The sequence below is a fragment of the Acinetobacter sp. CY79 genome, assembly GCF_059515845.1.
Genome location: NZ_JCAKMY010000004.1, coordinates 1 through 24,766, shown reverse-complemented (window position 1 = coordinate 24,766; position 24,766 = coordinate 1). Strand labels below are relative to the sequence as shown.

The window sequence follows — 24,766 nt, the reverse complement described above, 5'->3', positions numbered from 1 at the left end:
AATTAAAATGATATAAGTCTGAATATATTCTAACCTGAATAATTGAAATCACTGGTTTAAATATATACAAATTTATTTCGCATAGTTATATTGAGTGTAGCCGTCAAAATTTTTAACAGGTTGTTTTATGAGTATTCTTGATTTGTATAATGATTCAACATTAAATCAGGTTGAAGGATCCAAAAAAAAGCAAACACCTACTAAAGCTCAATTAAGCGATGACTTTAAGCGCGCACTTGAGCAAATTCCACAGATGGTTTGGCTGACTAAATCTGGAATTGGCTATGCAAATTCAATTCTTAAAAATTACATTGGCGCAGACAGCCAAGATTTACATCATAGAGACTGGATTAAATATCTTCATTCTGAAGATGCAGAACACTTTTATAATATTTGGATGCACGCTCAAAAATCAGGTCAATCTTTCGAAAAAGAATGTCGTATAAAAAATAATCATGGAGACTATTTTTGGTTTTTAGTTAGTGCAAAAAGCAACTTAAACTTTGATCAATTATTTGATTGGACTATCACATTTACTAATATTCATGAACGTGCAGTTCAATTAAGAGAAACTGCAGATATATTACGTGCCAATACAGATATGCTTGATGTGAGTGTGGACTGTATTAAGATTATTACACCGACCGGTCAAGTGTCACACATGAATAAGTCAGGTTGTAGAGCACTGTTAGGCAAAGAGCGCGTACGTAAATTTGGCATGGAATGGTTAAGTTTGCTACCACCTGAAGTAAGAGATCAGGGGAGTCAAGCCATAAAGGTTGCTGCCAAAGGTAAAAATTCTCGTTTTGCAGGAAAAAGTATCTCTGGCAATGTCACGATGTATTGGGATAATATTTTAACGCCAGTGATCAATGAAAATGGCGATACGACCAGTATTTTATGTGTTTCGCGTGATATTACTTTACAACGAGTGGCTGAACATAAATTAAAAATTTCTAGTGAGTATGATGAGTTAACTGGACTTATGAACCGTAGAAGTTTTAAAGCCAAGTTAAAACAATCAATCACTCATGCAAAAAGAACCAAAACAAAAGTCGGCATGATGTTCATTGACTTGGATCATTTTAAAAACATTAATGACACGTTGGGGCATTCTGCCGGCGACCATTTACTGCGAGTTTTATCTAAGCGTTTTGCAAAATGTTTAAATGAAAATGCTTATGTCGCTCGTTTAGGCGGAGATGAATTTGCTGTTATTGTAACGAACCTCAGAGATGTCGAGCATCTTGAACAAGTCTCTAAGCAGTTACTGAAGAAAAATGAGTCTCCTGTTACGTTCTCTGGTAAGTTAATCAATGGTGGAATGAGTATTGGCGGTGCTATTTTCCCACAAGATGCAACAGATGGCATTGAGTTAATGAAATGCGCGGACACCGCTTTAAATGACTTAAAAGAACGTGGTCGAGGTGGTTTTAGACTTTATAACACCGAAATGATGGAAGTTGCGAAACAGAAGACTCAGCAATTAGAAACTGCCCGTTACATTATTCGTGAGCAATTGATTGAACCGTTCTATCAACCGAAAGTGCGTTTGGATAACCGTGAAATTATTGGTTTTGAAGCCTTACTTCGATGGAAAGACTGTGATGGAGTGGTCAATTTCCCCGCAACGATTGTAGAAGCTTTTAATGATTATGAATTAGCGACCAAAATCAGTTTGATTATGCATGACCGTATTTTTAAGGATATGTCGAATTGGATCAATCTAGGCCTATGCGTGGTGCCGATTTCAATTAATGCTTCACCTGTTGAATTTATGCGCGACAACTATGCTGAACTATTAATCAAACGTTTAGAACAATATCAAATTCCACCACATTTGATTGAAATCGAAATTACTGAACACATTCTTTCGGAACGTGGTTCTGAGTTTGTGATTAGAGCATTGAAAAAATTAAAGGAATACGGTATTCGTATTTCCTTAGATGATTTTGGCACAGGTCATTCTTCAATGACACATTTACGCGATTATCCTGTAGATTGCCTGAAAATTGATTATGCATTTGTAAATCGCATGAATGAAGAAAAATCAATTAGCTCTATTGTCGAGGGCATTGCGAAGCTAGGTCCAATTCTAAGTCTTGATGTTATTGCTGAGGGAATTGAAACCATTGAACAACTGGACAGTCTTCAACTAGTCGGCTGTGAATTTGGTCAAGGATTTTTATTTAGTCGTGCAATCTGTGCAAGTGAAGCAAAAATGATGCTAATGACTAAAGTGATAGAATAAATTTTTTGATTTTAGTTTTTGGCAACCCTCATCAGGTTGCCTTTTTTTATTTTGGTTTCAAATGCTTATAATGATTAATAGGAAAAATAAAGTTATAGAATTAAAATTATTTTTTCATGAAAAACGCTTGTAAAGTTATTCTATTATGCGTATTGTGGTTTCAAGATTAATTTTTACTATGTTCTAAAGACATGCATAATCAACTTTTGACAAATAACGCTTATTATTATTTTTGGCAATTTAACAACTAGTTGCCTAGATGCGTTCGGGCAACTTTAAGGTTGCCCATCAAAGTTTATACCTGATCGGCAACCCCGCTCAGGTTTTTTTATGCATATTTTTTAGACGTCTGGAGTTTAACATGAACAATTTTAATACTTTTTATTTTAGCGATTCTGATTGGTACTACTTTAGCTCTTTATTGAATCAACACAAAACGTCCCATAGAACACATAAGCTCAAATAAAAGATCGGACTGTAAACAGCAGTCCAAAGGAACAGTTATGAATGCTTTAAATACTTGTTTAGAAACATTAAACTCAAATAAATCTCAAGACCAAGAAAAACAATTGATATTGCCTATGCATTTGAAGGCACAATTTCCTTTAAGTATTAAATTACAAGAACAAATTGATCAACATCGCCAAGCGATTGAAAATATTTTAAATGGTACAGATGATCGCTTAATGATCATCACAGGGCCATGTTCAATTCATGATCCAAAAGCTGTACTTGAATATGCTGAAAAATTAGTAGAATTGCAAAAAAGTGTCGCAGATAAAATTCTATTTGTTATGCGTGCTTACATTGAAAAGCCGAGAACCACTGTAGGTTGGAAGGGGTTTCTTTATGATCCTAAGCTAAATGGATCTGCTGATATGCAGCTCGGTTTAGAGCGTTCACGTCAACTGTATTTAGATATTATTGGGTTAGGTCTACCTATTTCATCTGAGATATTAAGCCCAATGGCCACCGCATATTTCGATGATTTATTGAGTTGGGGTGCTGTAGGTGCGCGTACCAGTGAATCTCAAATACATCGTGAAATCTCAAGCCAAATGCCATATAGCATTGGATTCAAAAATGGTACCGATGGCTCGATTCAAATTGCGTTAGATGCGATTCAATCATCCAGTCATGCACATCATTTCTTGGGTATGAGTCAATCTGGTTTACCTGCAATACTTGAATCTAAAGGTAATCCCAATGCACATTTAATTTTGCGTGGATCGAATACAGGTACCAATTATCAATTCAGTGAAATTGAAAAAATTCGTGAAAACAATAAAGGGTATTTGCCACCTTTGGTAATCGATTGCAGTCATGGGAATAGTGCTAAAAACCCATTAAATCAACCTGATGTTCTGAAGCAAATTATTGCTGAAAGAAATGAAACGAGCGTCTGTGGCGTCATGCTTGAAAGTTTCTTAGTCGATGGCAATCAAAAAATAAGTGATCATATGACTTATGGACAATCTGTGACTGACGGTTGTTTAGGTTGGGAGAAAACAGAAAAGCTTTATTTAGACGTGGCTGATCAATTACGATTAATAGCTTTGAAACATAGTGCTTAATATTCATGTGTATAATATTTCTATGTATATAGAAGCCCCAAGTTTAGGGGCTTTTTTTTAAAAATGCTGAAATCAATGTGGTTATAAGCTGATTTAAGTGTAGTGATCTAATTGTTCAAATTTGATTCTTAAATAATTTGATCCAATAGGCATTTTGAATAGAATTGAACAAGGCGTTCTGGTTTTAATATTTGAGCCTTTGAATAAAAATGTGCAATATTACAAACATAAATAAGTGCTTGATCATTAAAAAATTAAGTTATTTTTGAATGTATTTTGCACGATTAAAAGTCAGTTACTAAATTTCGATGGGGTGATCAATGTATTCGTCTGAGTTAATCAATGAAGCGCGTAGTTTCATGTTCCGCTTGCTCAAAAATGTTTTTGACAATGGTGGTTCAGATTTATTCATATCAGCAGATTTTCCTCCGAGTATGAAACATCAGGGCTTGATGAAGCCACTCAGCTCACAAGAGCTGACTGCAGATAAAACAAAACTATTTGCACACAGCTTGATGAATGACAAACAGCGTGCAGAGTTTGAACAAGAATTAGAATGCAACTTTGCCATTAGCATTCCAGATGTATCACGTTTTCGTGTTAATGTTTTTCAGCAACAAATGAATGTGGGGATGGTCATTCGTACCATCACATCAGAAATTCCGAACTTCACTAAATTAAAACTTCCACCATCTTTGAAAGATGTAATTATGGAAAAACGTGGTTTAATTTTAGTGGTCGGTGGAACGGGATCTGGTAAATCAACCTCACTTGCTGCGATGATTGACCATCGTAATGAAAACTCAGCAGGGCATATCATTACAGTTGAAGATCCAGTTGAATATGTGCATAAGCACAAAAAATCGATGATTACCCATCGTGAAGTGGGCGTAGACTGCCACTCATGGCATAACGCACTGAAAAATACTTTACGTCAAGCACCTGATGTAATCTTGATCGGTGAGATTCGCGATACGGAAACGATGGAACATGCAATAGCCTTTGCTGAAACTGGACATTTGTGTCTGGGGACACTACATGCAAACAATGCGAACCAAACCCTAGATCGTATTATCAACTTTTTCCCAGAAGAGCGTCGTAATCAATTATTGATGGATTTATCCTCTAACATGAAAGCGATTATTTCTCAGCGTCTGATTCGAACTGAAGATGGTAAAGGCCGTCGTGCAGCTGTAGAAATCATGTTAAATACACCTTTGGTTTCCGATGTGATTCTGAAAGGTAATTTCCATGAACTCAAAGAGATTATGACGAAATCTCGAGAGTTAGGTATGCAAACTTTCGATCAGGCATTATTTGATTTATATGATGAAGGTTCAATTAGTTATGATGAAGCCATTCGAAATGCGGATTCTATGAATGAAATTCGTTTAAAAATCAAATTGAACAGTAAACGTAAAGTTGAAGGCGCTGATCGTGCAGTTAGTTCATTTAAAATGTTTGATGATGGCGTAGGACAGGAATAAAGGTAGGCTATACATTCTTAAATCAAAAAATCAGCCTTTAGGCTGATTTTTTATGGTCATTCAGATTTTCTCGTTACATTCACAGACCAGCTTCGTATTGCTCACTTGACAATAGTTCTTCTATATCTGCCATATCATTTGGTTTGATTTTATAAATCCAACCTTTACCATACGGATCATCATTGACAAAATCTGGATCTTCTTCAAGAAGTTCATTAATTTCAACAACAACACCTGAAATCGGGGCATGAATATCAGAGGCTGTTTTTACAGATTCTACAACACCTGTTTGTTGACCTGCAGTCACTTCTGTACCAACTTCTGGAGCTTCGACATAAACTAGGTCGCCCAAAGCATCTTGCGCATGATCAGAAATACCAGTCACCACAAGCTCACCTTCGATTCTAACCCATTCATGTGTACTTGCATATTTCAACTCAGATGGATGATTCATAATGATTCCTTGGTTCTAACAGAACAACAAAATAAAAATTTTTCAGTGTTATACATGGTTTTGAACGAAAGCGAAAGTTCAAAAAATTCTATAGATAGGGATCTTTACGCCAACTGCTTGGGCTTCGACCACTCCAACGCTTAAAAGCGCGACTAAAGTTGGCAACATCTGAATAACCCAATTCATCTGCAATCTGTTCTAGGGTGTAATCTGTACGCGATAGTAACGATGTAGCATGTCGATAACGCACTTCATCCACAATGGTCGAAAAAGACGTACCTTCAGCGGCAAGTTGTCTTTTTAATGTGCGATCAGACATATGTAAACGATCAGCAACATTTTCAATGCTGAGGTAATGCTGCTCTGAATGGGTAAGAATATCACGGACACGCATTGAAACACGGCGTCGCTCTCCGAGTTCTGAAAGTTCAGCTTCACACTGATTAATTGCAATCTGGCTGGAAATTGGATCAGCATTGACCATTTTTAAACCTAAGTATTTCTTATCGAAGCTTGCCACAAAGTGGGTTTGATCAAAATGCACAATTTGCTGAGGGGCCATACGGGAAATATAGCGATCGAAGCCTTCAGGTTTTGGAAAATCGAAATTGATCTCACCATGCAAGTCATCAATGCCAGTTAAAGCTTTCGCCATCGTAATGACGCCAAAGGTCAATGACATCACAATCTCAGTTCTCAACGGTTCAAGATCAATATCACATTGAAGCTGTAACGATACTTGCTCTGTAAATGTTGAAAAATGAAATTGCAAAAAGGGCATGCGTAACTGAATAAAACGATTAGCAAGGATTAACGCATCCATAATTTCATTGGAGGTCATGATCGCATAACCAATAAAGCCATGGATCGAAATTCGCATCTGATTACCTAGATGATAACCGAGTGAACTTTCGCCCGTCATTTTACGTGCCAGAATGATCATCTCATTTGCAATGGGTAAGGGAATACGAAATTCAGGATCAGCAAGCTGTTCAGGCGTATAATTGAATGGTGCAAAAAGTGATTCTGCACTGTATCCCCAGCGAGAAACCACATCGAGTAATAATAACCCGTATACACCTGGAATGCCTAAATCTTGGCGAACTGAGACTGTTTTCATTTGCGATCCATAGCTTGTCACAATTATTTTAATACTTATTTCTACAATTTTATATTGTCATAAATTCAGACGAATAATCGATAAAATTGTTGGACAAAGATTAGCTTTGTCCTAACATCGCCTCGCGACTAAAGACAATAATTTTAGTGGTAGAAATCAATAAAACATCACTATCTTGATTACGAGTCTGATTTACATAAGATACAATAGCACGATCTGCTTTGGTCTTAGAGGGTGTAATGGATACAATTTCAACTTCTACATGTAAACGATCACCTGCACGTGCGGGGCGTGGCCATCTTAAGCTGGATTCAGAGCCGATTAAACCATAAGCAACTGGAAAGCATTCGGTCCATAAACGCATAGTGACTGCCGAAGTATGCCATCCACTGGCTGCAAGCCCTTTAAAAATAGGATGTTCAGCCGCTTTTTCTTCATCTAAATGAAAAACTTGAGGGTCATACTGACTGGCGAATTGCTTAATTTCATCTAAAGTCATTTCATATTCACGACTTTTAAAGCGATCACCAATTTTTATATCTTCCAGATACAACATTTAATCTTCTTCCTGTGCTAGGACGGTTTGTTCTACTAAAAAGCCACCCGTTTGACGTTGCCATAACTGAGCGTAAATTCCATTTTGAGCAATGAGCTGTTCATGAGTCCCTTGCTCCACGATAGTCCCTTGATCTAAAACAATTAATCGATCCATTTGAGCAATTGTAGATAAACGATGCGCAATTGCAATGACTGTTTTACCTTCCATTAAATCATCTAGACTCGATTGAATGGCTGCTTCCACTTCAGAATCAAGCGCACTCGTTGCTTCATCTAATACCAAAATAGGGGCATCTTTTAAGAACACACGTGCAATCGCGATCCTTTGACGTTGTCCGCCTGATAATTTAACACCACGCTCTCCAACGTATGCATCATATCCAGTTTGACCCCGTAGGTCGGTGAGTTGAGGAATGAATTCTTCAGCTTTGGCTTTTCGTACAGCCTCAAACATTTCCTCATCGGTTGCATCAGGACGACCATATTTAATGTTTTCAGCCACGGTTCGGTGTAATAAGGAGGTATCTTGCGTGACCAGTGCAATATTTTTTCTTAAGCTATCTTGAGAGACATCTTGAATATTTTGACCATCGATGCAAATGCGACCTTGGTTTAATCTGTAGAAGTTTAAAAGTAGTTGAATTAACGTTGATTTTCCTGCACCAGAACGTCCAACGATGCCAATTTTTTCACCCGGTTTAATTTCAAGATTAAGCTGATCAATCACATTTTTATCATTATAGGCAAAGGTCACCTGATCAAAGGTAATGCCACCTTTTTCAATATTTAAAGGCAGGGCATTGGGTGAGTCTTGGATATGAATTGGTTTGCCTAGGGTTTTCATCCCATCTTGAATGGTACCAATATTTTCAAATAAGGCTGAAGTTTGCCACATCATAAATGCAGCCATACTGTTGAGTTTTAAAATCATGGCAGTCGTTGCGGCAATCACGCCAATTTGTGCTTGCCCCTGTAACCATAGCCAAACAGCTGTACCTAAAACGCCAAAAAACAACACGGCAGTCAATAGATTAATACTGATTTCGTATTTTGTACCTAAACGCATTTGTTGAAATACAGTCACCATGAACTCTTGCATAGACTCTTTGGCATATTGACTTTCTCGACCTGCATGCGCAAAAAGCTTCACCGTTTGAATATTGGTATAAGCATCTGTGACACGACCCGTCATCACTGCACGGGCATCGGCTTGTTTCTTCGAAACGTGTCCTAGCTTTGGAATAAAATACAATGCAGCGCCAACAAATAAAATGAGCCAAATGAACAGGGGGATCAGTAAAATAGGGGAAACTTGTCCAAGTACAACACTGATGGTAATAAAGTAAATCACCACATAAGTGACCATGTCGCCTAAGATCACCCAGAACTCACGAACCGCCAAAGACGTCTGCATGACTTTTGCCGAAAGACGACCTGCAAAGTCGTTGTGGAAAAACTCTAGACCTTGACGTAACAATAGATTGTGAAATCTCCAACGCAAACGCATGGGGAAACTACTGTACAAAATCTGATGTCGAATGATCGACTGTAAGCTTGAAAAGAAGATATTGGCAAATAAAATTGTACTTAAAATAATAATATTTTGTTGATGATTTCTAAGGAATGATTCAGGTTTCGATTGGGTTAACCAATCTACTAAATGACCAATTTGAGAGAAAAATAAAGCCTCAAAACTTGCCGTTGCAGCCGTAAATAAAATCAGGCAGATGAGATATTTTTTTACACCAGTCGCAGCTTGCCAAACAAAGGAGAAGAACGTCGTAGGTAAAGGTTCATTTAAACCTTCCGTTGGATAGGGATCTACGCGTTTTTCAAACCACTTAAGCATTACTGAAACTCTTACAAACTTGTTTTAGATGGAGTTTACTTTAAAAAGGATGTAATTAGTATTGAAGTTAAAATGTGAAATCGTGTTCTTCTTAGATTATCAAAAAATTAAAGTATGACTCCAATTAAAGAAAGACAAGCAAGGCTTGTCTTTTCAATAGGGTCTGGCTTTAAAAATAAGAACGACAAGTAGTCTTAAACTTATTCCATTGAGTGTTCAATGAATTAGCCTAAATTAATGTTTTACCACATTAAGTCATCTGGAATGACGTAAGCTGCATACGGATCTTCTTCATCAGTGACTTCGGCAGTATTTTCACTATTATTTACCAAGATAAAACCAGTCAATTTTTCATTAATACGTTCAGCAAGGGCTTTAGGTAAAAAAGCATAACGATCATGATCTTTTGCAACCACTAAGCTACCTGAAACTAGGGCATTATAGATTTGCTGATTGATATAAACTTTCTTAATTTTACTGTCATCAATAAATTGATAAGTTACGTCGCCATCGGTGTCTTTAATTTTGTGATGGCTAATCATTTGAATCACAGATGCACGTAGCGTCTTTTCTTCCAAAGCCAGTTTTTTCTCTAAGCTCAGCGCTTGATCTTTTGCAAGTTTCTCTTGCTGGTCTTTTTCAATTTTAGCTTTCAGTTCAGCTTCATTACTTTGACCTGTACGCTGTTCATGTACGGCTTGTTTAGAGAGTTTCTTCGCCTTTTTATTGTCTACCAAGCCTGCTTTAAGCAACTGTGCTTGCAATGCATTTTTAACCATTTAAATACCAACCATAATTAAAGACGAGAATGTCGCAAATATATCATCCAATACACCAAACAGATCAAAAGACTTAAACCTGCAGGCAATAAGAACGCATTCAATTGTAAATAGGGATAACTGATTGCTGCAATTATACTTCCAATGATAAATCCAATTAAGATCAATAAATGCAGAATTATTTTTTTAGCGTCATTTTTCAGTCCACGAACAAAATAACCCAGAGCCAAACCTAAATCGGTTAATACACCTGAAAGATGCGTGGTTCGGATAATGGCACCTTGATAATGGCTCACCATTGCATTTTGAATGCCCATTGATGCACATGCCCAAAGTAAGGCATAACGTGGATAATCCGCTATAAAGAACCAACACATCAAAATAAATATCATGACTAAAGTTAAAGGCAAACCGTAGCGTCGACCCAGTTCAAAATGACTATTCCCGAGGATAAAGCCACTATAACTTGATCCGAGTACATAGCTCGTCACAACCAAGATCAGAAAAATGACAGATGCATAATCTTGATCGGCAAGACTGAGCGCAATCAGACTGGCATTTCCTGTCATGTGAGAAACAGATTGATGCAGAAGAGAAATGAGTCCTAAAACGTTAATCATGCCCGCATTCATTGCGAGCATGAAAGCTCCGAACTGAACCCATTTGGGAAGGTGTTGAAATGGCATGACTTTATATCGGAAAAATCGACCATTTCAATATATTATTTTGTTGGAGCGCGATCAACAGCTACAGTAAATAATACGTCTGTAGATGAGTTAAGTGCCGTTTCAGTTGAGTCTTGTAAAACACTGATCACCATACCAATAGCGACCACTTGCATAGCAATATCAGAAGAAATATTGAAAAGACCACACGCCACTGGAATCAAGAGTAATGAACCACCAGCTACGCCAGAAGCACCACATGCAGAAACGGTAGCAACGACAGAAAGGATGATCATGGTTGTGATATCAACTGGAATCCCTAAAGTATGTACCGTTGCTAAAGTCAATACAGTGATTGTCACTGAAGCACCCGCCATATTGATGGCAGCACCCAGTGGGATCGCAACACTAGCAGTGGTTTCTGGAACACCTAAACGTTTCGCCAAATCCAAGTTCACAGGAATATTCGCAGCTGAACTCCGTGTGAAAAATGCAGTAATACCACTTTCACGCAGACATTTAAAAACTAAAGGATATGGGTTAGACCGTGTAACGATTGCCACCATAATCGGATTAATGACCAATGCAACGAAGAACATGGTGCCGATTAAAACCGCCAATAAATGGGCATAACTGGTGAGTGTTTTAATCCCAGATTCAGCAAAGGTAACAGCAACTAAGCCAAAAATACCAATCGGGGCAAAGTTAATCACTAAACGAATCACACGATTCACAGCATTCGCAGCGTCTGTCAAAAAGACTTTTGAGGTATCACTGGCATGACGGAACGCAAGACCTAGCACTACAGCCCACGCCAAAATACCAATGAAGTTTGCTTCAGAAATCGCAGTAACGGGGTTTGCAACAAAACTTAATAATAAATTTTTAAAAATTTCAGCCAAGCTTCCAGGCGCTTGTAGCTCTGAATTTGCAGGAATATCTAAAAATAGTGTACTTGGAAAAATGTTACTTGCGGTCACTGCTGTGACTGCAGACAAGAACATCCCAATCGCGTACATCACCATGATGGGTTTAATCTTGGCATTGGCACCATTTCCCACAGTGAAATTGGCGATCGAGGCTAAAACAAGTACAAACACTAAAATAGGGGCAACTGACTTTAATGCCTTAATGAATAAGTCACCAAGAATGCTTAAATACGGCGCAACTTGAGGAACAAAGACAGCAACAGCTACGCCTAAAATAATGGCGATAATAATTTTGGTAACTAAACTCAAACGTGCTAGAGCAGCGAACATAACTGAACCTAAAATGCCTAGACTGGCTTAAAATCAAAGAAATAAGCTCGGTATTCTATACTGAAACTCAGATGTTAAATAAAACAATTTATTAAGAAAAAATAACCCTTTAAATTACATGAGTTTTTTGATATTTAAATTATAAAATAATATCCAACTTGAACCTAAGCTTAATCAATTACTTAAGAAAAGGTCTGTGCATCCAATTCATGCATTGCTTGGTAGTGGGTGAGATAAACTTTTCCAGAAAGTTGTTTTAGGAAAGCAGAATCGTTTAAATGATCCATGACAGGTCCCTTGATTTCTGTCAGATGTAATTTGATATTCAACTTTTGCAATTCGCTATTCATTTCAGTTAAGGCATCCAATGCACTAAAGTCAATATTACTGATACTCGAACAGTTGACCACCACGTGCTTTAAGTTGGCATGCTGACTCACTTCTAAAATCACAAATTCTTTTAAAGTATTTGCGTTCAAAAAGCTTAGGTTTTCATCGACGCGTAAAGACACGATTTCAGCACTGGTCACCACATCATGGCGTGAAATATTACGGAAATGTTGAGTCCCTTGAACCAAACCAATGACCGCAATATGGGGGCGGCTGATTCTCCACAACAACAATATAAAAGTCACAGCAATACCAATCATTAGACCACTGGTGATGTCGATGCAAAGTACACCGAGGAAAGTAACAAGCATTGCAAAACCATCTGCCTTAGAATATTTCCAAGTATCAACGAAAGGTTTGACACTGATGAGTTTCCAAATAGAAACGATGATCGTCGCAGCAAGAATTGAAAGAGGAAGCAATGCAAACAAGCTGGTAAAGTAAAGACTCACAATAACGATGAGAATAGAAGAAATTACACCGGCCATTGGTGTTTTAGCGCCAGCATCTGCATTCACTACAGTTCGAGATAAACTACCAGAAACTGGAAAAGCAGAACTTATGCCTGCACCTAGATTGGCTAAACCCAGCGCAACAAGCTCCTGATTACTATTTAGCTCACTTCGTTTTTGGAAAGCCGTTGCCTGAGCAATAGAAATTGATTCTACAAAGCTCACCATGGCAATCATAAATGCACCAGGCAACAATGTTTTAACCAATTCCCATGTCCAAAACGGCATAGAGAGAGGAGGAAAACCCATAGGGATTTCACCCACTGTTTTAATCCCAAGTTGATCGATACGAATGAAATAAACTAATGTGATTGAAAGCAAAACCAAAATAAGCGGCACAGCCCGATTCAGAAATTGACTATCACCAATAACTGTTTCTATCTTTTTGCTTTTTAAGAGTTTGGGGATATAAATTAAAAATAAAATAGCACTAATGCCAAAACCTAAAGTCGCAATATGACCGAGTCCAAGATATTCCCAAAGACTTTGGCTAAATTGAATAATGTTGCTAGATTGGAGCGGAAGATCCAGTAAAAATTTAACTTGGCTCAGTACGATAAGTAGTGCTGATGCAATAATAAAACTTTGAATGACTGGATGACTGATCAATCGGATTAAAAATCCAAATCTGAATAATCCCAATAAAAAAGAAATAACACCGACCATGACAGCAAGTAAGCACGCCGCTTGGACATAAACAGGTGAGCCGACCTCATATAAAGGCTCTAAAGTTGCAAAAGTCATCATGGAAATTAAGGCAACAGGACCAATTGACAAGGTTAAACTACTACCTGACATTGCATAGATCATCATGGGAATAACACTGGCATATAAACCCATAATCGGGGGTAAACCAGCAATCATGGCATATGCCATGCCTTGAGGGACGAGCATAGCGACCACGATCAATGCTGCCATTAGATCATCTTTGAAAATAGGATTCTTATAGCGCTTTAACCATTTCCACGCAGGAAAAATGCTATCTAAGGTAAACTTCGGGCGCGCCATAATAAATTCTAAATCACAAATTATGATATATTATGCTTAAAAAGTGATAACAAATCATCACTTAAATAACTTCGATTATGAGATGTTTAATCAGGATTTGATAAAAGAAGAAATTATTAATCGCAATTAAATAATATGTGATTGAAATCACAATATTTTTTTATTATAATCACTTTAGAAAATAAAATATCTAATATAAATTAATAATATAGTGGAATCGTGATGCAATATACTAAAAAATTAGAGCAATTGATTTCTTCAGTTCAGCAACAAAACCGTATGCTGAAACTCACGTTTCCAAATAACGATGTCGCTCAAGCACCACAAATGGTCGCTAACTTTTTAAATGCTAAAGAAAAGTTTAATCAAGACTTTGAGTTTAATATTGAAGTTTTGTCTGAGAACTCTGAAATTCCTTTAGACGATTTGATTGGTAAAATGGCATGTATTGAATGCATGCGTCATGATGGAACATCACGCTTCTTCAATGGTTATATCTTCAGTTTTCGTTTCCTTAAAAACGATGGCGGATTTAGCCGCTATGAAATGATTTTAAAACCTTGGTTGGCTTTTCTTCAGTACCGTCAAGACTGTCAGGTCTTCCAAGAACTTCCACTAAAAGACCGCAGTACCCAATTATTTAAAAACTGTATTTACAGTGATGTACTGTGGGATCTTAGAAACCCTGATCCAGAAACAACTTTCTCGGTTCAGTTCAACGAAACAGATTACAACTACTTACAGCGCCAATGGGAGCGGGCGGGATGGATCTATTGGTATGAACATCGTGCTAATGGACATACCCTGCATATTATTGATCAAACTCAGACTTGTTCGCCCATTCAAGCTCAAAATAATGAACTGATTTGGCGTGGTAATGAAGCTCACAATACGGGTGTTGGGATTATTGCTTTCGCGAATCGCTCTCAGCTTAATTTTAACGCGTACACAGCATCAAGTTTTGATTTTAAAGCACCAGACCAGTTGCAATCAGAGTTTACACCTTCCAAAGTCCTTGCGGGCATATTGAAACTGGAAAGCTATGCCTATAGTGGTGCATATGGTTTTAAAGATACCGATCAAGGAAATAATGATTTAAAACTTATTAGCGATGCCAATACGGCTGCAGATCAAACGAAATACCTAAGTTGCAATGATGCTTATGCTGAAATTGGTCGATGGTTCAAGCTTGCTCGTTTCAATACTTCTGGTGATGCTAATAATGAATTTTTGATTATTGGTATAAAACATACCGCAGGTAATAACTACTTATTTGAAACAGATAAGGATACGGCTCAATACCATGCCGAATTAGAATGTATTAGTCGAGATATACCATGGTTGCCTTTGCTGAACGCCAACAGTCAGGAAACTCGGATTTATGGGATGCAAACGGCGAAAGTGGTGGGTCCAGCAGGCGAGGAAATTTATACCGATAAATATGGTCGTGTCAAAGTCCAATTCCATTGGGATCGTTTAGGTCAGCAAAATGAAAATTCATCCGCATGGGTCCGCGTTGCGACGGCTTGGGCAGGCAGTAACTTTGGGATGGTGTCGATTCCTCGAATTGGGCAAGAGGTTATTGTTCAGTTCTTAGATGGGAATCCTGACCGACCTGTAATTACTGGAAGTGTGTATAACGAAGATAATTTACCGCCTTGGGACTTGCCAACCAATGCGACACAATCGGGAATTTTATCTCGATCAACCGTTGGTGCAACTCCTGAAAATGCCAATGCGATTCGCTTTGAAGACAAGAAAGGCTCGGAAGAAGTCTGGATTCAGGCTGAAAAAGACCAGAACATTAATGTCAAAAATAATGAATCTCATACCATTGGTGTAGATCGAACTAAATCTGTTGGAAGTAATGAGACTGTCAGTATCGGTGCAGACCGTACAGAAACAGTTGGTAATAATGAAACGATTACTGTTCAAAAAGATCGAACTGAAACTGTTGGTCAAAATGAAACCATTAGTATTGGTGCGAATCGAACTGAAACCGTGACAGGAAATGAATCGATCACCATTCAACAAAACCGTACAAAAACAGTGGTGGGCAATGAAACCGATAGTATTTCAAAAAATCAAAAAATCAGCGTTTCTCAAAATCAATCTACATCAGTCGGTCAAAATCAAACAGTATCAGTAGGTCTGAATAAAGTGGAGTCAGTTGCGATTGCGAAAGCACTTAATGTGGGTGCCGCTTATGCTGTGACTGTAGGAGCAGGTCATGCTGTTACAGTGGGAGGTGCAATGAATACCGCTGTAGGTCTGGCACAGTTTGAACAAGTGGGATTGAACAAAGTTGTCAACATAGGAGCAAATTACGTTATTGAAGTTGCTGATCGTTTTGAGGTCAGAGTGGGTTCGTCAAGTCTCATTTTAAATTCAGACGGAACAATTGTGCTTTCAGGGACAAGCATTCTCATTGAAGGAAATGGACCAGTTCAGATTAATGGTCAAGATGTAGACATCAACTGATAATAAGAGCATTCATCTCAATGACATTACAAAATCAAACTCCTTTTCCAGCGCTTATGTTTTCATCTGCTGATCCGAATAAACAAGAACATAAAATTGTTGTCATGAAGGTGAGTTACCGCATTGTACGGCAAGGTGTTGACCAATGGGGATTGCAACTTATAACTGACGGGTCTGTGCCTTTATGTTTAGCCGATGAATATTGGGGAGAAATTGGGGAGAGTAGTGTCAAGATTGAAAGTGACTTAGCGCCTTATAAGCCCAAGTGTGATGTCATCCTAAATGGTTCAGCATACACGCCTGACGCTAAAGAAATGACCGCAATTGCTGTACGTTTAAAAATGAGTTATCCGGAACCTTTAAAAGAACTTAAAAAACCTCAGGAGCCAAAACCGTTAAATCCAACTATGCCACTCACCGAATCTCAAAAAAAACAATGGATAAATGATTTAGCTAATTATGATAAAAAATTAAAAGAGCAACAATCTAAAACAAAGTTCACAGTCCTTTTAGAAAAAACTTTAAGTGTTTTAGGAGAAAGTACTTTTAAACCTAATACGCTTTTGCCAGGTTGGAAGCGAACATCTTTAAAACCTTTTACCATGTTGCCTATACGTTGGGATTATGCTTTTGGTGGTCATCAAGTTGTTTATAAATTTGTAGATCAGAGTGGCCAGCCGATCTTTAATGAGATGTGTTATTCCAATCCTCTGGGCACGGGTTGGGTTGAGGATGTTTATTTTGAAGCTTGTGAGAAAGTCAATAAAGACAGAAAAAGTGAAGATAAAATAAAAAACTATAAGGACATTGATGCACCTCGTATTGAATTTCACATGCAGCGTCAACCTAAACCTGCCATCGTTAAACATCCTAAAGCGACTGAACTAAATGCAAAAGTAATGGATAAGATCAGTCAAAAATATCCTTATCAACCAGCAGGTTTTGGTTTTGTCGGACGACCATGGACTCCGCGTATTGCTTTAGCAGGAACATACGACGATCAATGGGTCGAAAAGCAGCACCCTTATCCACCACAAGATATGGATTATGGCTATTGGAATGGCGCACCTAAAGACCAACAAATTGAATTTTTTTACCCCAATGCACGTATTGAATTGTGGAATCTAACACCGCTCGAATATTCAAATAAAGGTTACATCAGATTCGACTTTTTGGGTCATCGCCCATTTATCAAAGTTTTTTTTAAGTCTGGAGAAATGCTTCCTTTTCCCATGATCACGGACACTGTATTGATCGATACCGATAATATGATCGTGAGCTTGACACATAAGTCGTGGATTCGCTCAGATACTGCTCCATTTGATCGAGTTGAAACACATTTAAGTGTTGAAGCAGAAGGCCCACTATTTGATTTACCTGAACAATTAGAAAAAAAATTAAAGGAAATGAGTCATGGCTGAGAATAACCAACTGAGGAAAGAAAGTAACTGGCTCATTTTATGTATTGCACCAGACGTGTGTAAAACCCCACCGGGAATACCTGTACCTTATCCAGCTGTCGCATTTCTAGAAGATTCTGATCAAGTTCAAAATAATGTGAAAGCGAATCGTCATGAATTTGTTTTACACGACCAAAGTTTAGTGACACGTACTTGGGGCGATCAATTAGGAATATTGAAAGGAGTTAAGAGCCAAACAGTTGGTGCCCAATGTTACCCTAAAGATAAAAGCTCTAGTTTTAATGTCAATAAGAAGGGCGTGGTGAGGGCTGAAGATCAATTTTGGATGAATGGTAATACTATAGATAATGGTAATACCCTAGGTCGTGTTATCAAAATTCCGCCTCTCAAAGAAATGATGAGTAAGGCTCTTGATGTTTTACAAGTTGGTCTAGATTTAGTCGGACTCATTCCTGGTTTAGGGGAAATCGCTGATTTAGCCAATGGATTAATATCACTTGCTCGCGGTGATTATGTAGGCGCTGCACTTTCGTTTGCGGCGATGATTCCATTTGCGGGTTGGGCTGCAACGGGAGCCAAAGGTGCACGCAAAATTGCCAAAGCCAGTGATGAAGTTGTTGATGCTGCCAATACAGCAAAGAAAACGCCAACACCGCCAGCTAAACAACCAGGGTCTACTATTGAAGGCAATGCTGGTAAAGGTGATACTCCAAGTAGTTGTCCATTTCCACAAGTCAGTAAACCTGTAAGTCCAACACAAGGGGCTAAAATCTTGATGGGGGATATGGATACTGATTTCTCACTTCATTCTGCATTTCCACTGATTTGGCAAAGATTTTATGCGAGTAATAGTGCTGTTGGCACTAAAAAGTATCCAAATAGTTGGTATGGTCAAGGTTGGAGTCATTCTTACAGTATTCAAATCAAAGTATTACCTGCACATCAGAAAATTGAAGTCGTACTTCCGTTAGGACGGGTCGCGACATTTCCTTATTTAGAACCTAATGATCAGTTTTATTCGATTTATGAAAATTTCACCTTAATACGTGAATCTGTAGAAAGTGGCAAAGAACACCGTGATTTCAAGTTTAGAATTGCGTTTGGTGAACTTGAATCCGCCAATACTTTTTATGAATTTTACCATCAGGTTGAGAGTGAAAGAACGAAGGCTGAACAGCTTATCCTGTGTACTGGGGTCAATGATGTTTTAGGTAATCGCATAGGTTTGGAGTATTTATACAAGGATGAAGTACGAAAAAACTATCCTAGTCATATATATGACAATTTAGATCGCGTATTGGCTTTAGATTTTATTGAAATTAATCAGCAAATCCGCTTAAAAGAGGTTAAGCACTTACAGAAACTTCAAAGCAGGTTAAATGCTGATCATACCTCTCAGCAATTAGCATTAAGTATAGAACAACGTCTTTTCGATGCGACACAAGACGCTCATCATGCGTTGATGGATTTAGATGAGTATTTAAATACAAAAATACTCGCGCGTTACAACTATTCGAGTCAAGCTGACTTAATTGAAGTCTATATTGATGACAGTCCTGTAGATGCGCAATCATTTGAACAATTCAAACTACGATTGACTCGTAAATTTGAATGGAAAAATCATATGATGACTGCTCATCATCAGGTCGGAGGAATCAGTAGTTATTACGAATATGATGATTATCAGCCCGAAGGTCGGGTGATTTCAAACCAAGTCAATACCGACGAATCATATCTTTTTAAATATTTTGATGGCTATACTCAAGTTATCTATGCCCCGAATGAATCTGTTGAAAAGTCCGAGATTTATTATTTTAATGGCAAGAAAAAGTTAACCAAATTTGTAAATGCATTGGGGGCAGAAGAACACTATGAATATGACTCATATCATCGTTTATTGAAAAAAACCGATGCAGATGGTGGCATCACAGAATATCAATATAGTGGAACACAACTCACTAAAATCCGTAGTCTCATCCAGTATGATTCCACGACCCATTTACCTATTTGGCGAGAAATATCTTTAACTTGGACAGAGGGTCGGCTCACCCAAGTGACTGATCCTTTAGGCAACAGTGAAACTACAGCCTATGATTTTGCAGGGCAACCCTTAGTTGTCACTAATGCATTAGGTCATCAGACTCAAATTAAATATACGCCCACAGGTATGGCTTATCAGGTGACCGATGCCAAAGGCGCTCATAAACGTATACTCTGGGACAAGTTTGGAAATCTACAAAGATATCAAGACTGTAGCGGAAAAATTACACAATATCAGTATGATGCTTATGGTCGGCTAACCTCAGTTCAGAATGCCTTAGGACTAGAAACCAGTTTTAAATATTATGCGCATCAAGAGCAACCAAACGAAATTCATTATCCTGATGGGGGTATAGAACAGTTTAAATATGATGCTTTGGAACGTTTAATTGAGTATCGAGATGCCTTAGGACGAACGACGACCTATGAGTATAGTGTTGATAATTTACCGATTCAACGTACTGATCCTGCCAATGGAACAGTGACCTATCATTATGATCAGTTACGTCGTTTTGTGGGAATCACCAATGAAAATGGACAGACGTGGACACTTGAATATGATGCCAATGATCAAGTGATTGCGGAAACCACCTTTGATGGTGTTCGTACTGAATATGAATATAGTCCAGCAGGACAACTAATCAAACATCGACAGTTTACTGAGAACAAAGAAATCCGTTATAGCACCGTCTTCAAACGTGATTTACTGGGGCAGTTACTCGAGCAATATATTGTTGATCATCGTGATCTGACTGAGAAAAAAAGAACACGCTATGACTATGATTTAGCAGGGCAACTGATACAAGCGCGAAATACAGAGAGTCATGTCAAGCTCAGTTACGATCCTATAGGTCAACTCAATAAAGAACAATTAATTGCCCATTGGTTTAATGAGGCAACTCAAGAACATACACAGCGTACCCATACGTTGACGCATTTGTATGACGAATTGGGTAATCGGATTGAAACGACACTGCCCGATGGGCGTAAGCTCAAGACCATGTATTATGGATCTGGTCATGCTTGGCATTATGCCTTAGAGGATAGCGAAGGCATCCATGAGATCAGTAGTCTAAAACGCGACGATTTGCATCAGGAAATTGAGCGGACTCAAGGGCAACTACATAGCCAATTTAAACTTGATAGAATGGGGCGTTTAACTGAACAACGTGTGGCATGGGAACAGGATCCAACTCAAAAGCTTTTAGAGCGCTTATATGACTATGATCAGGCAGGTCAGCTTAAAGAAATTTTAGACAAAAGATACTTATATTCACAACCGCATACCCAACAAGGAAATGGCTTTGTAGGTGGACATGTAGCTTCATGGCAACGCAAACAGAGCTATCAATATGATGTGTTGTCACGGTTAACAGGAAGTGAACTGTCTACTCAAGGTCAAAGTGAGAATTTTATTCAAATTCGAGAGCAATTTGCTTTTGACCCTGCGAGTAACATCTTACCAATAGCCTCTACAGCGGAAAATAATCAATCTAAAATTCTAGATAACCGTGTGAAGCATCTTGAGCAAGCACATCAAACTGTGGACTATGAGTATGATGACTTAGGTCGTGTGACACAAAAGCGTATTCACATCAAAGATAAGAATGCGTTTGGGCATATCCACCAACAACTCAGTGGTAATCACTTACTCAATCAATTTACGACACGTCAAATAGATCTGGAGTGGGATGAGCAGAATCAGCTCAAAGCCTCAACATCGACTAAGCCTGATGGGCGTGGTGGGCAAGAGATCATTCAAACCCAATATTGCTATGATCCATTTGGTCGACGAATAGCGAAACAGAGTCAAACCTATAAAAAAGAAATCATTACACAGCAAATTCAAGCAAAAATACAGCACGAAAAAGCTAACTCACAAAACCCAGCACATACAGTGAACCATCAACTGGGTTCATCGATGAACTTAAGTTTGGGGGGATCTACACAATTAGCTGGATCATCAAACTTAAATACCAGTCGATCTAAGATTATTCGACCGGCTAAAATGATTCAAAATGAATCCACTCATTTGGTTCAAAAACAAGCAGTGTGGAATGTGTGGGATGGTAATCGAATACTGCAAGACCATAATGGTAAGCATGTATTCACCACAGTGTATGAAGCGGATAGTTTTATACCTTTAGCACGTTTGGTATGGCTAGAAGATAAACTGACGCAAGCGGCGAATGATGAATCAACTTCCAAAAAAAATATAGAAAAACTGAATCAGCTTAAACAAATTGCACTGCAAAATATCGGTGAGCTTGAAGGATTAGATGAAGAGCAGACTTTACCACCAGTTGCGAATGATGAGCCACCGAAACATGCAAAACATCAAGTGTATTGGTATCAAAATGATCACTTGGGAACTCCAAGAGAACTCACTGAAAGAACAGGTGAGATTGCATGGGAAGCGGTGTATCAGGCATGGGGGAATACAGTCACAGTTGAATGGCAAGAGGTTGCAAAAGATCAAGAGCTAAATCCAATTCAGTTGAATGCTACTGAGCAAAGTTATTTACTGCAACCGCATCGTTTTCAGGGTCAGATTTATGATGTGGAGACAGGTTTACATTATAATGGTTTTAGATATTACGATGGTGATTCAGGCCGTTTTATTTCTCATGATCCCATCAAGTTATTAGGAGGTTTTAATAACTATTTATATGCACCAAATCCTGTATTATGGATTGACCCATGGGGGTTAGCTCGATCTAAAAAAACTCCTACAAGAAAATTGCAACAAAATTGGGAGGAATATACAGGACAAAGACATACAAATCCTGATTTACATCATGGCTTTCCTGAGGAATTTGCAAGTAGATTCATGGATGTTGCAGGGATAGATATTAATAATCCAAAATATTACTATAACCTACCTAAGAAGAAACATACGAAAAAACCAGGTATACATACTAATTCATCTAGGACAGGTAAAAATTGGAATAAAACATGGAAAGGAATTTTAGATAGGGTTGAAAGTTTAGGGCTTTGTAAAGATGATGCGAAGTACTTGTTAGAAAATATACTAAGAAATCTTGCTCGTAAGGAAAGAATTTCTAAACATAATAGTGATGCAGTAATTGGAGGTAAGAAGTGAACAAATTGATTGATGATCTAGTAGTAGGTGTTTTTAATAAACGTGATAAACCTATTAAGATAAAAAAGGATAAAGATTTTCCTAATGACGATAATTATCTTTATCTGCTTGAAAATTATTTGTGTGAAGAAATTTATCCTGATGTTAATTTGTTTTCATATGATATTTATGTTAAAGAAAATAAAGAATTGAAAGTTGAATTTGAGAAAGTTTCGGAACTTTTTTTCATTATTGGTGATAATGGGCAAGGAGATACCTGGTTTTTGTCAAGAAAAGGTATAATTTTCTTTTATGATCACAATGAGGGTGAATATGAATTGGAAAATTTTCAAAATTTAAATATTGATTTTTTAAATTTTCTAAAAATATGTATAATCATAAAAAAATATGAAGAAAATCTAGATAATAAAACTCAGCAAATGAAATTCATTAATGAGTTGAATTCAATCAAAGAAGGAATATATGACATATTTCCTTATGCTTATTTTTAATTATTAAGATTTTCAATTAAGTACAGATTTATGATGTTGAAACAGGTTTACACTATAACCGTTTTAGGTATTACGATCCCGATGTTGGACGGTTTATCTCACATGATCCGATAGGTTTATTGGGGGTGGGGATAATCAGTTTCAGTATGCGCCGAATCCTGTTCATTGGATTGATCCTTGGGGCTTAGCGAAAAAAATTAAAAAATCACCGCAGATTCCTAAAAAAACTAAACAAGCTTTTAATGATGCATTAAATAATATAAAAAATGGAAAAGGTACACCTAGACGTGACACTAATGGTAGTCCTAAAGGGCTTTGTTGCACAAAGGTTTGAAAGGCAGAGCTACCCTAATTGAGTTAAATTTAAGAGACAACTTGGGTATGAGGGCGACCTAATTCTGTGAATTTATTCAAGACCGCTATGCGTGCATGAATCTCATTCACCTGACTAGGGAAACTTCTTGATGTTAATTTATCGCCTAATAATTTGATGCAATGCATCTTGGTTTCCACCAAACTTCGACAATGATAACCAGACCACTTTTTCCAAAGCGATCTTCCTAGCCGTTTGACTGTTTTCAATAACTCATTGCGTTCTATAGACCTCGCTTGTTGATCTTTCCAAGGTTTTGCATTCTTTCTCGGTGGAATGACCGCATATGCATCTCGATCTAAAATGAGTTGTCGGCAGTGCTTTGTGTCATAAGCACCATCTGTATAAACAGAATCAATTTGTTCATCCAAGGGAATTTGAGCAAGTAAATCTTCAAATACTTGAGAATCACTGACATCATTTGTGGTGAGTTGTACTGCACGTATTTGCAGGGTTTTAGCATCTATAGCAATGTGAAGCTTACGCCATTGGCGACGATATTCAGACCCATGTTTCTTGCATTTCCATTCACCTTCACCAAGAAACTTCAAGCCAGTAGAATCTACAAGTAGATGCAGCCCATTACTACTTTTTTGATAGCTAATCGCAATATCAATATGCTTCTGTCTACGACAAAGGGTGGAATAATCCGGAGCTGTCCAATCTAATCCACAAAGCTTAATCAGGCTTTGAACAAAACCTGTAACCATGCGTAAAGAGAGTCGAAATAGAGATTTGATCATTAAGCAGCATTGAATCGCTGTATCGGAATAGGTTTGATTTCGACCTTGCTTGCCTTGTGATTGTGCATACCACTGAGTCTTTGGATCAAACCAAATGGAAATATTGCCTCGATTAATTAAGGCTCGATTATAGGATGACCAATTGGTTGTATGGTAGATTTTAGCTGCAGGTTTATTCATTTTGAAATTATATTGCTGAATAAGCCTT

The 24,766-nt window shown here is 37.8% G+C and carries 16 protein-coding genes and 1 pseudogene; 8 read left to right on the top strand and 9 right to left on the bottom strand.

The window, feature by feature from the left end:
• Window positions 1–127 precede the first annotated feature (127 nt).
• From AC5YCE_RS02455 to AC5YCE_RS02445, 3 genes are all read left to right on the top strand, one after another.
• Window positions 128–2,251 carry a bifunctional diguanylate cyclase/phosphodiesterase gene (locus AC5YCE_RS02455; protein WP_496170892.1) on the top strand — a complete coding sequence of 708 codons (2,124 nt, stop codon included), beginning with the start codon at window positions 128–130 and terminating at the stop codon, window positions 2,249–2,251.
• A gap of 503 nt (window positions 2,252–2,754) precedes the next feature.
• The gene (locus tag AC5YCE_RS02450; RefSeq protein ID WP_496170890.1) at window positions 2,755–3,825 is read left to right on the top strand and encodes a 3-deoxy-7-phosphoheptulonate synthase; all 1,071 of its coding nucleotides are present in this window, start codon (window positions 2,755–2,757) and stop codon (window positions 3,823–3,825) included.
• A gap of 320 nt (window positions 3,826–4,145) precedes the next feature.
• On the top strand, window positions 4,146–5,312 hold the full coding sequence (locus AC5YCE_RS02445; RefSeq protein WP_496127049.1) for a PilT/PilU family type 4a pilus ATPase: 1,167 nt from the start codon (window positions 4,146–4,148) through the stop codon (window positions 5,310–5,312).
• Between the two features lie 79 nt (window positions 5,313–5,391).
• Here the strand turns inward: AC5YCE_RS02445 and gcvH are convergent, their stop codons facing one another.
• The 8 genes from gcvH to AC5YCE_RS02405 all read right to left on the bottom strand — a co-directional run bounded on the left by gcvH (window position 5,392) and on the right by AC5YCE_RS02405 (window position 13,906).
• Complete coding sequence (gene gcvH / locus AC5YCE_RS02440; RefSeq protein ID WP_496170888.1) at window positions 5,392–5,766, bottom strand: glycine cleavage system protein GcvH; 375 nt, start codon at window positions 5,764–5,766, stop codon at window positions 5,392–5,394.
• An 88-nt stretch (window positions 5,767–5,854) separates the two neighbouring features.
• A complete protein-coding gene (locus tag AC5YCE_RS02435; RefSeq protein WP_496127051.1) occupies window positions 5,855–6,886 on the bottom strand; it encodes a helix-turn-helix transcriptional regulator in 1,032 nt (343 codons plus the stop codon).
• 100 nt (window positions 6,887–6,986) lie between these two features.
• Window positions 6,987–7,442, bottom strand: coding sequence for a MaoC family dehydratase (locus AC5YCE_RS02430; protein WP_496170886.1), 456 nt, complete (start codon window positions 7,440–7,442; stop codon window positions 6,987–6,989).
• Window positions 7,443–9,293, bottom strand: coding sequence for an ABC transporter ATP-binding protein (locus AC5YCE_RS02425; RefSeq protein ID WP_496127053.1), 1,851 nt, complete (start codon window positions 9,291–9,293; stop codon window positions 7,443–7,445).
• A gap of 242 nt (window positions 9,294–9,535) precedes the next feature.
• Complete coding sequence (locus AC5YCE_RS02420) at window positions 9,536–10,072, bottom strand: DUF2058 domain-containing protein (protein WP_496127054.1); 537 nt, start codon at window positions 10,070–10,072, stop codon at window positions 9,536–9,538.
• A gap of 17 nt (window positions 10,073–10,089) precedes the next feature.
• The gene (locus AC5YCE_RS02415; RefSeq protein ID WP_496170884.1) at window positions 10,090–10,758 is read right to left on the bottom strand and encodes a YoaK family protein; all 669 of its coding nucleotides are present in this window, start codon (window positions 10,756–10,758) and stop codon (window positions 10,090–10,092) included.
• Window positions 10,759–10,793: 35 nt separating this feature from the next.
• Window positions 10,794–11,996, bottom strand: a complete 1,203-nt coding sequence (gene sstT / locus AC5YCE_RS02410; RefSeq protein WP_496127056.1) for a serine/threonine transporter SstT — start codon at window positions 11,994–11,996, stop codon at window positions 10,794–10,796.
• Window positions 11,997–12,178: 182 nt separating this feature from the next.
• Window positions 12,179–13,906, bottom strand: a complete 1,728-nt coding sequence (locus tag AC5YCE_RS02405) for a SulP family inorganic anion transporter (RefSeq protein WP_496170882.1) — start codon at window positions 13,904–13,906, stop codon at window positions 12,179–12,181.
• Between the two features lie 222 nt (window positions 13,907–14,128).
• Here AC5YCE_RS02405 and AC5YCE_RS02400 point away from each other — a divergent pair, with 222 nt between their 5' ends.
• The 5 genes and pseudogenes from AC5YCE_RS02400 to AC5YCE_RS02380 form a co-directional block, all read left to right on the top strand.
• Window positions 14,129–16,387 carry a type VI secretion system Vgr family protein gene (locus AC5YCE_RS02400; protein ID WP_496127058.1) on the top strand — a complete coding sequence of 753 codons (2,259 nt, stop codon included), beginning with the start codon at window positions 14,129–14,131 and terminating at the stop codon, window positions 16,385–16,387.
• A gap of 20 nt (window positions 16,388–16,407) precedes the next feature.
• A complete protein-coding gene (locus tag AC5YCE_RS02395) occupies window positions 16,408–17,808 on the top strand; it encodes a DUF2169 family type VI secretion system accessory protein (RefSeq protein WP_496170880.1) in 1,401 nt (466 codons plus the stop codon).
• Window positions 17,801–22,951 (top strand): PAAR-like domain-containing protein, encoded by a 5,151-nt coding sequence (locus AC5YCE_RS02390; RefSeq protein ID WP_496170878.1) that lies wholly within the window; start codon window positions 17,801–17,803, stop codon window positions 22,949–22,951. Before AC5YCE_RS02395 ends, AC5YCE_RS02390 begins: the two co-directional genes overlap by 8 nt.
• On the top strand, window positions 22,948–23,442 hold the full coding sequence (locus AC5YCE_RS02385; protein WP_496170876.1) for an SMI1/KNR4 family protein: 495 nt from the start codon (window positions 22,948–22,950) through the stop codon (window positions 23,440–23,442). Before AC5YCE_RS02390 ends, AC5YCE_RS02385 begins: the two co-directional genes overlap by 4 nt.
• Before the next feature lie 23 nt (window positions 23,443–23,465).
• Window positions 23,466–23,632, top strand: a pseudogene (locus AC5YCE_RS02380) (RHS repeat-associated core domain-containing protein); the annotation flags it as partial.
• Between the two features lie 173 nt (window positions 23,633–23,805).
• Here the strand turns inward: AC5YCE_RS02380 and AC5YCE_RS02375 are convergent.
• Window positions 23,806–24,738 carry an IS5 family transposase gene (locus AC5YCE_RS02375; RefSeq protein WP_496171020.1) on the bottom strand — a complete coding sequence of 311 codons (933 nt, stop codon included), beginning with the start codon at window positions 24,736–24,738 and terminating at the stop codon, window positions 23,806–23,808.
• Window positions 24,739–24,766 lie beyond the last annotated feature (28 nt).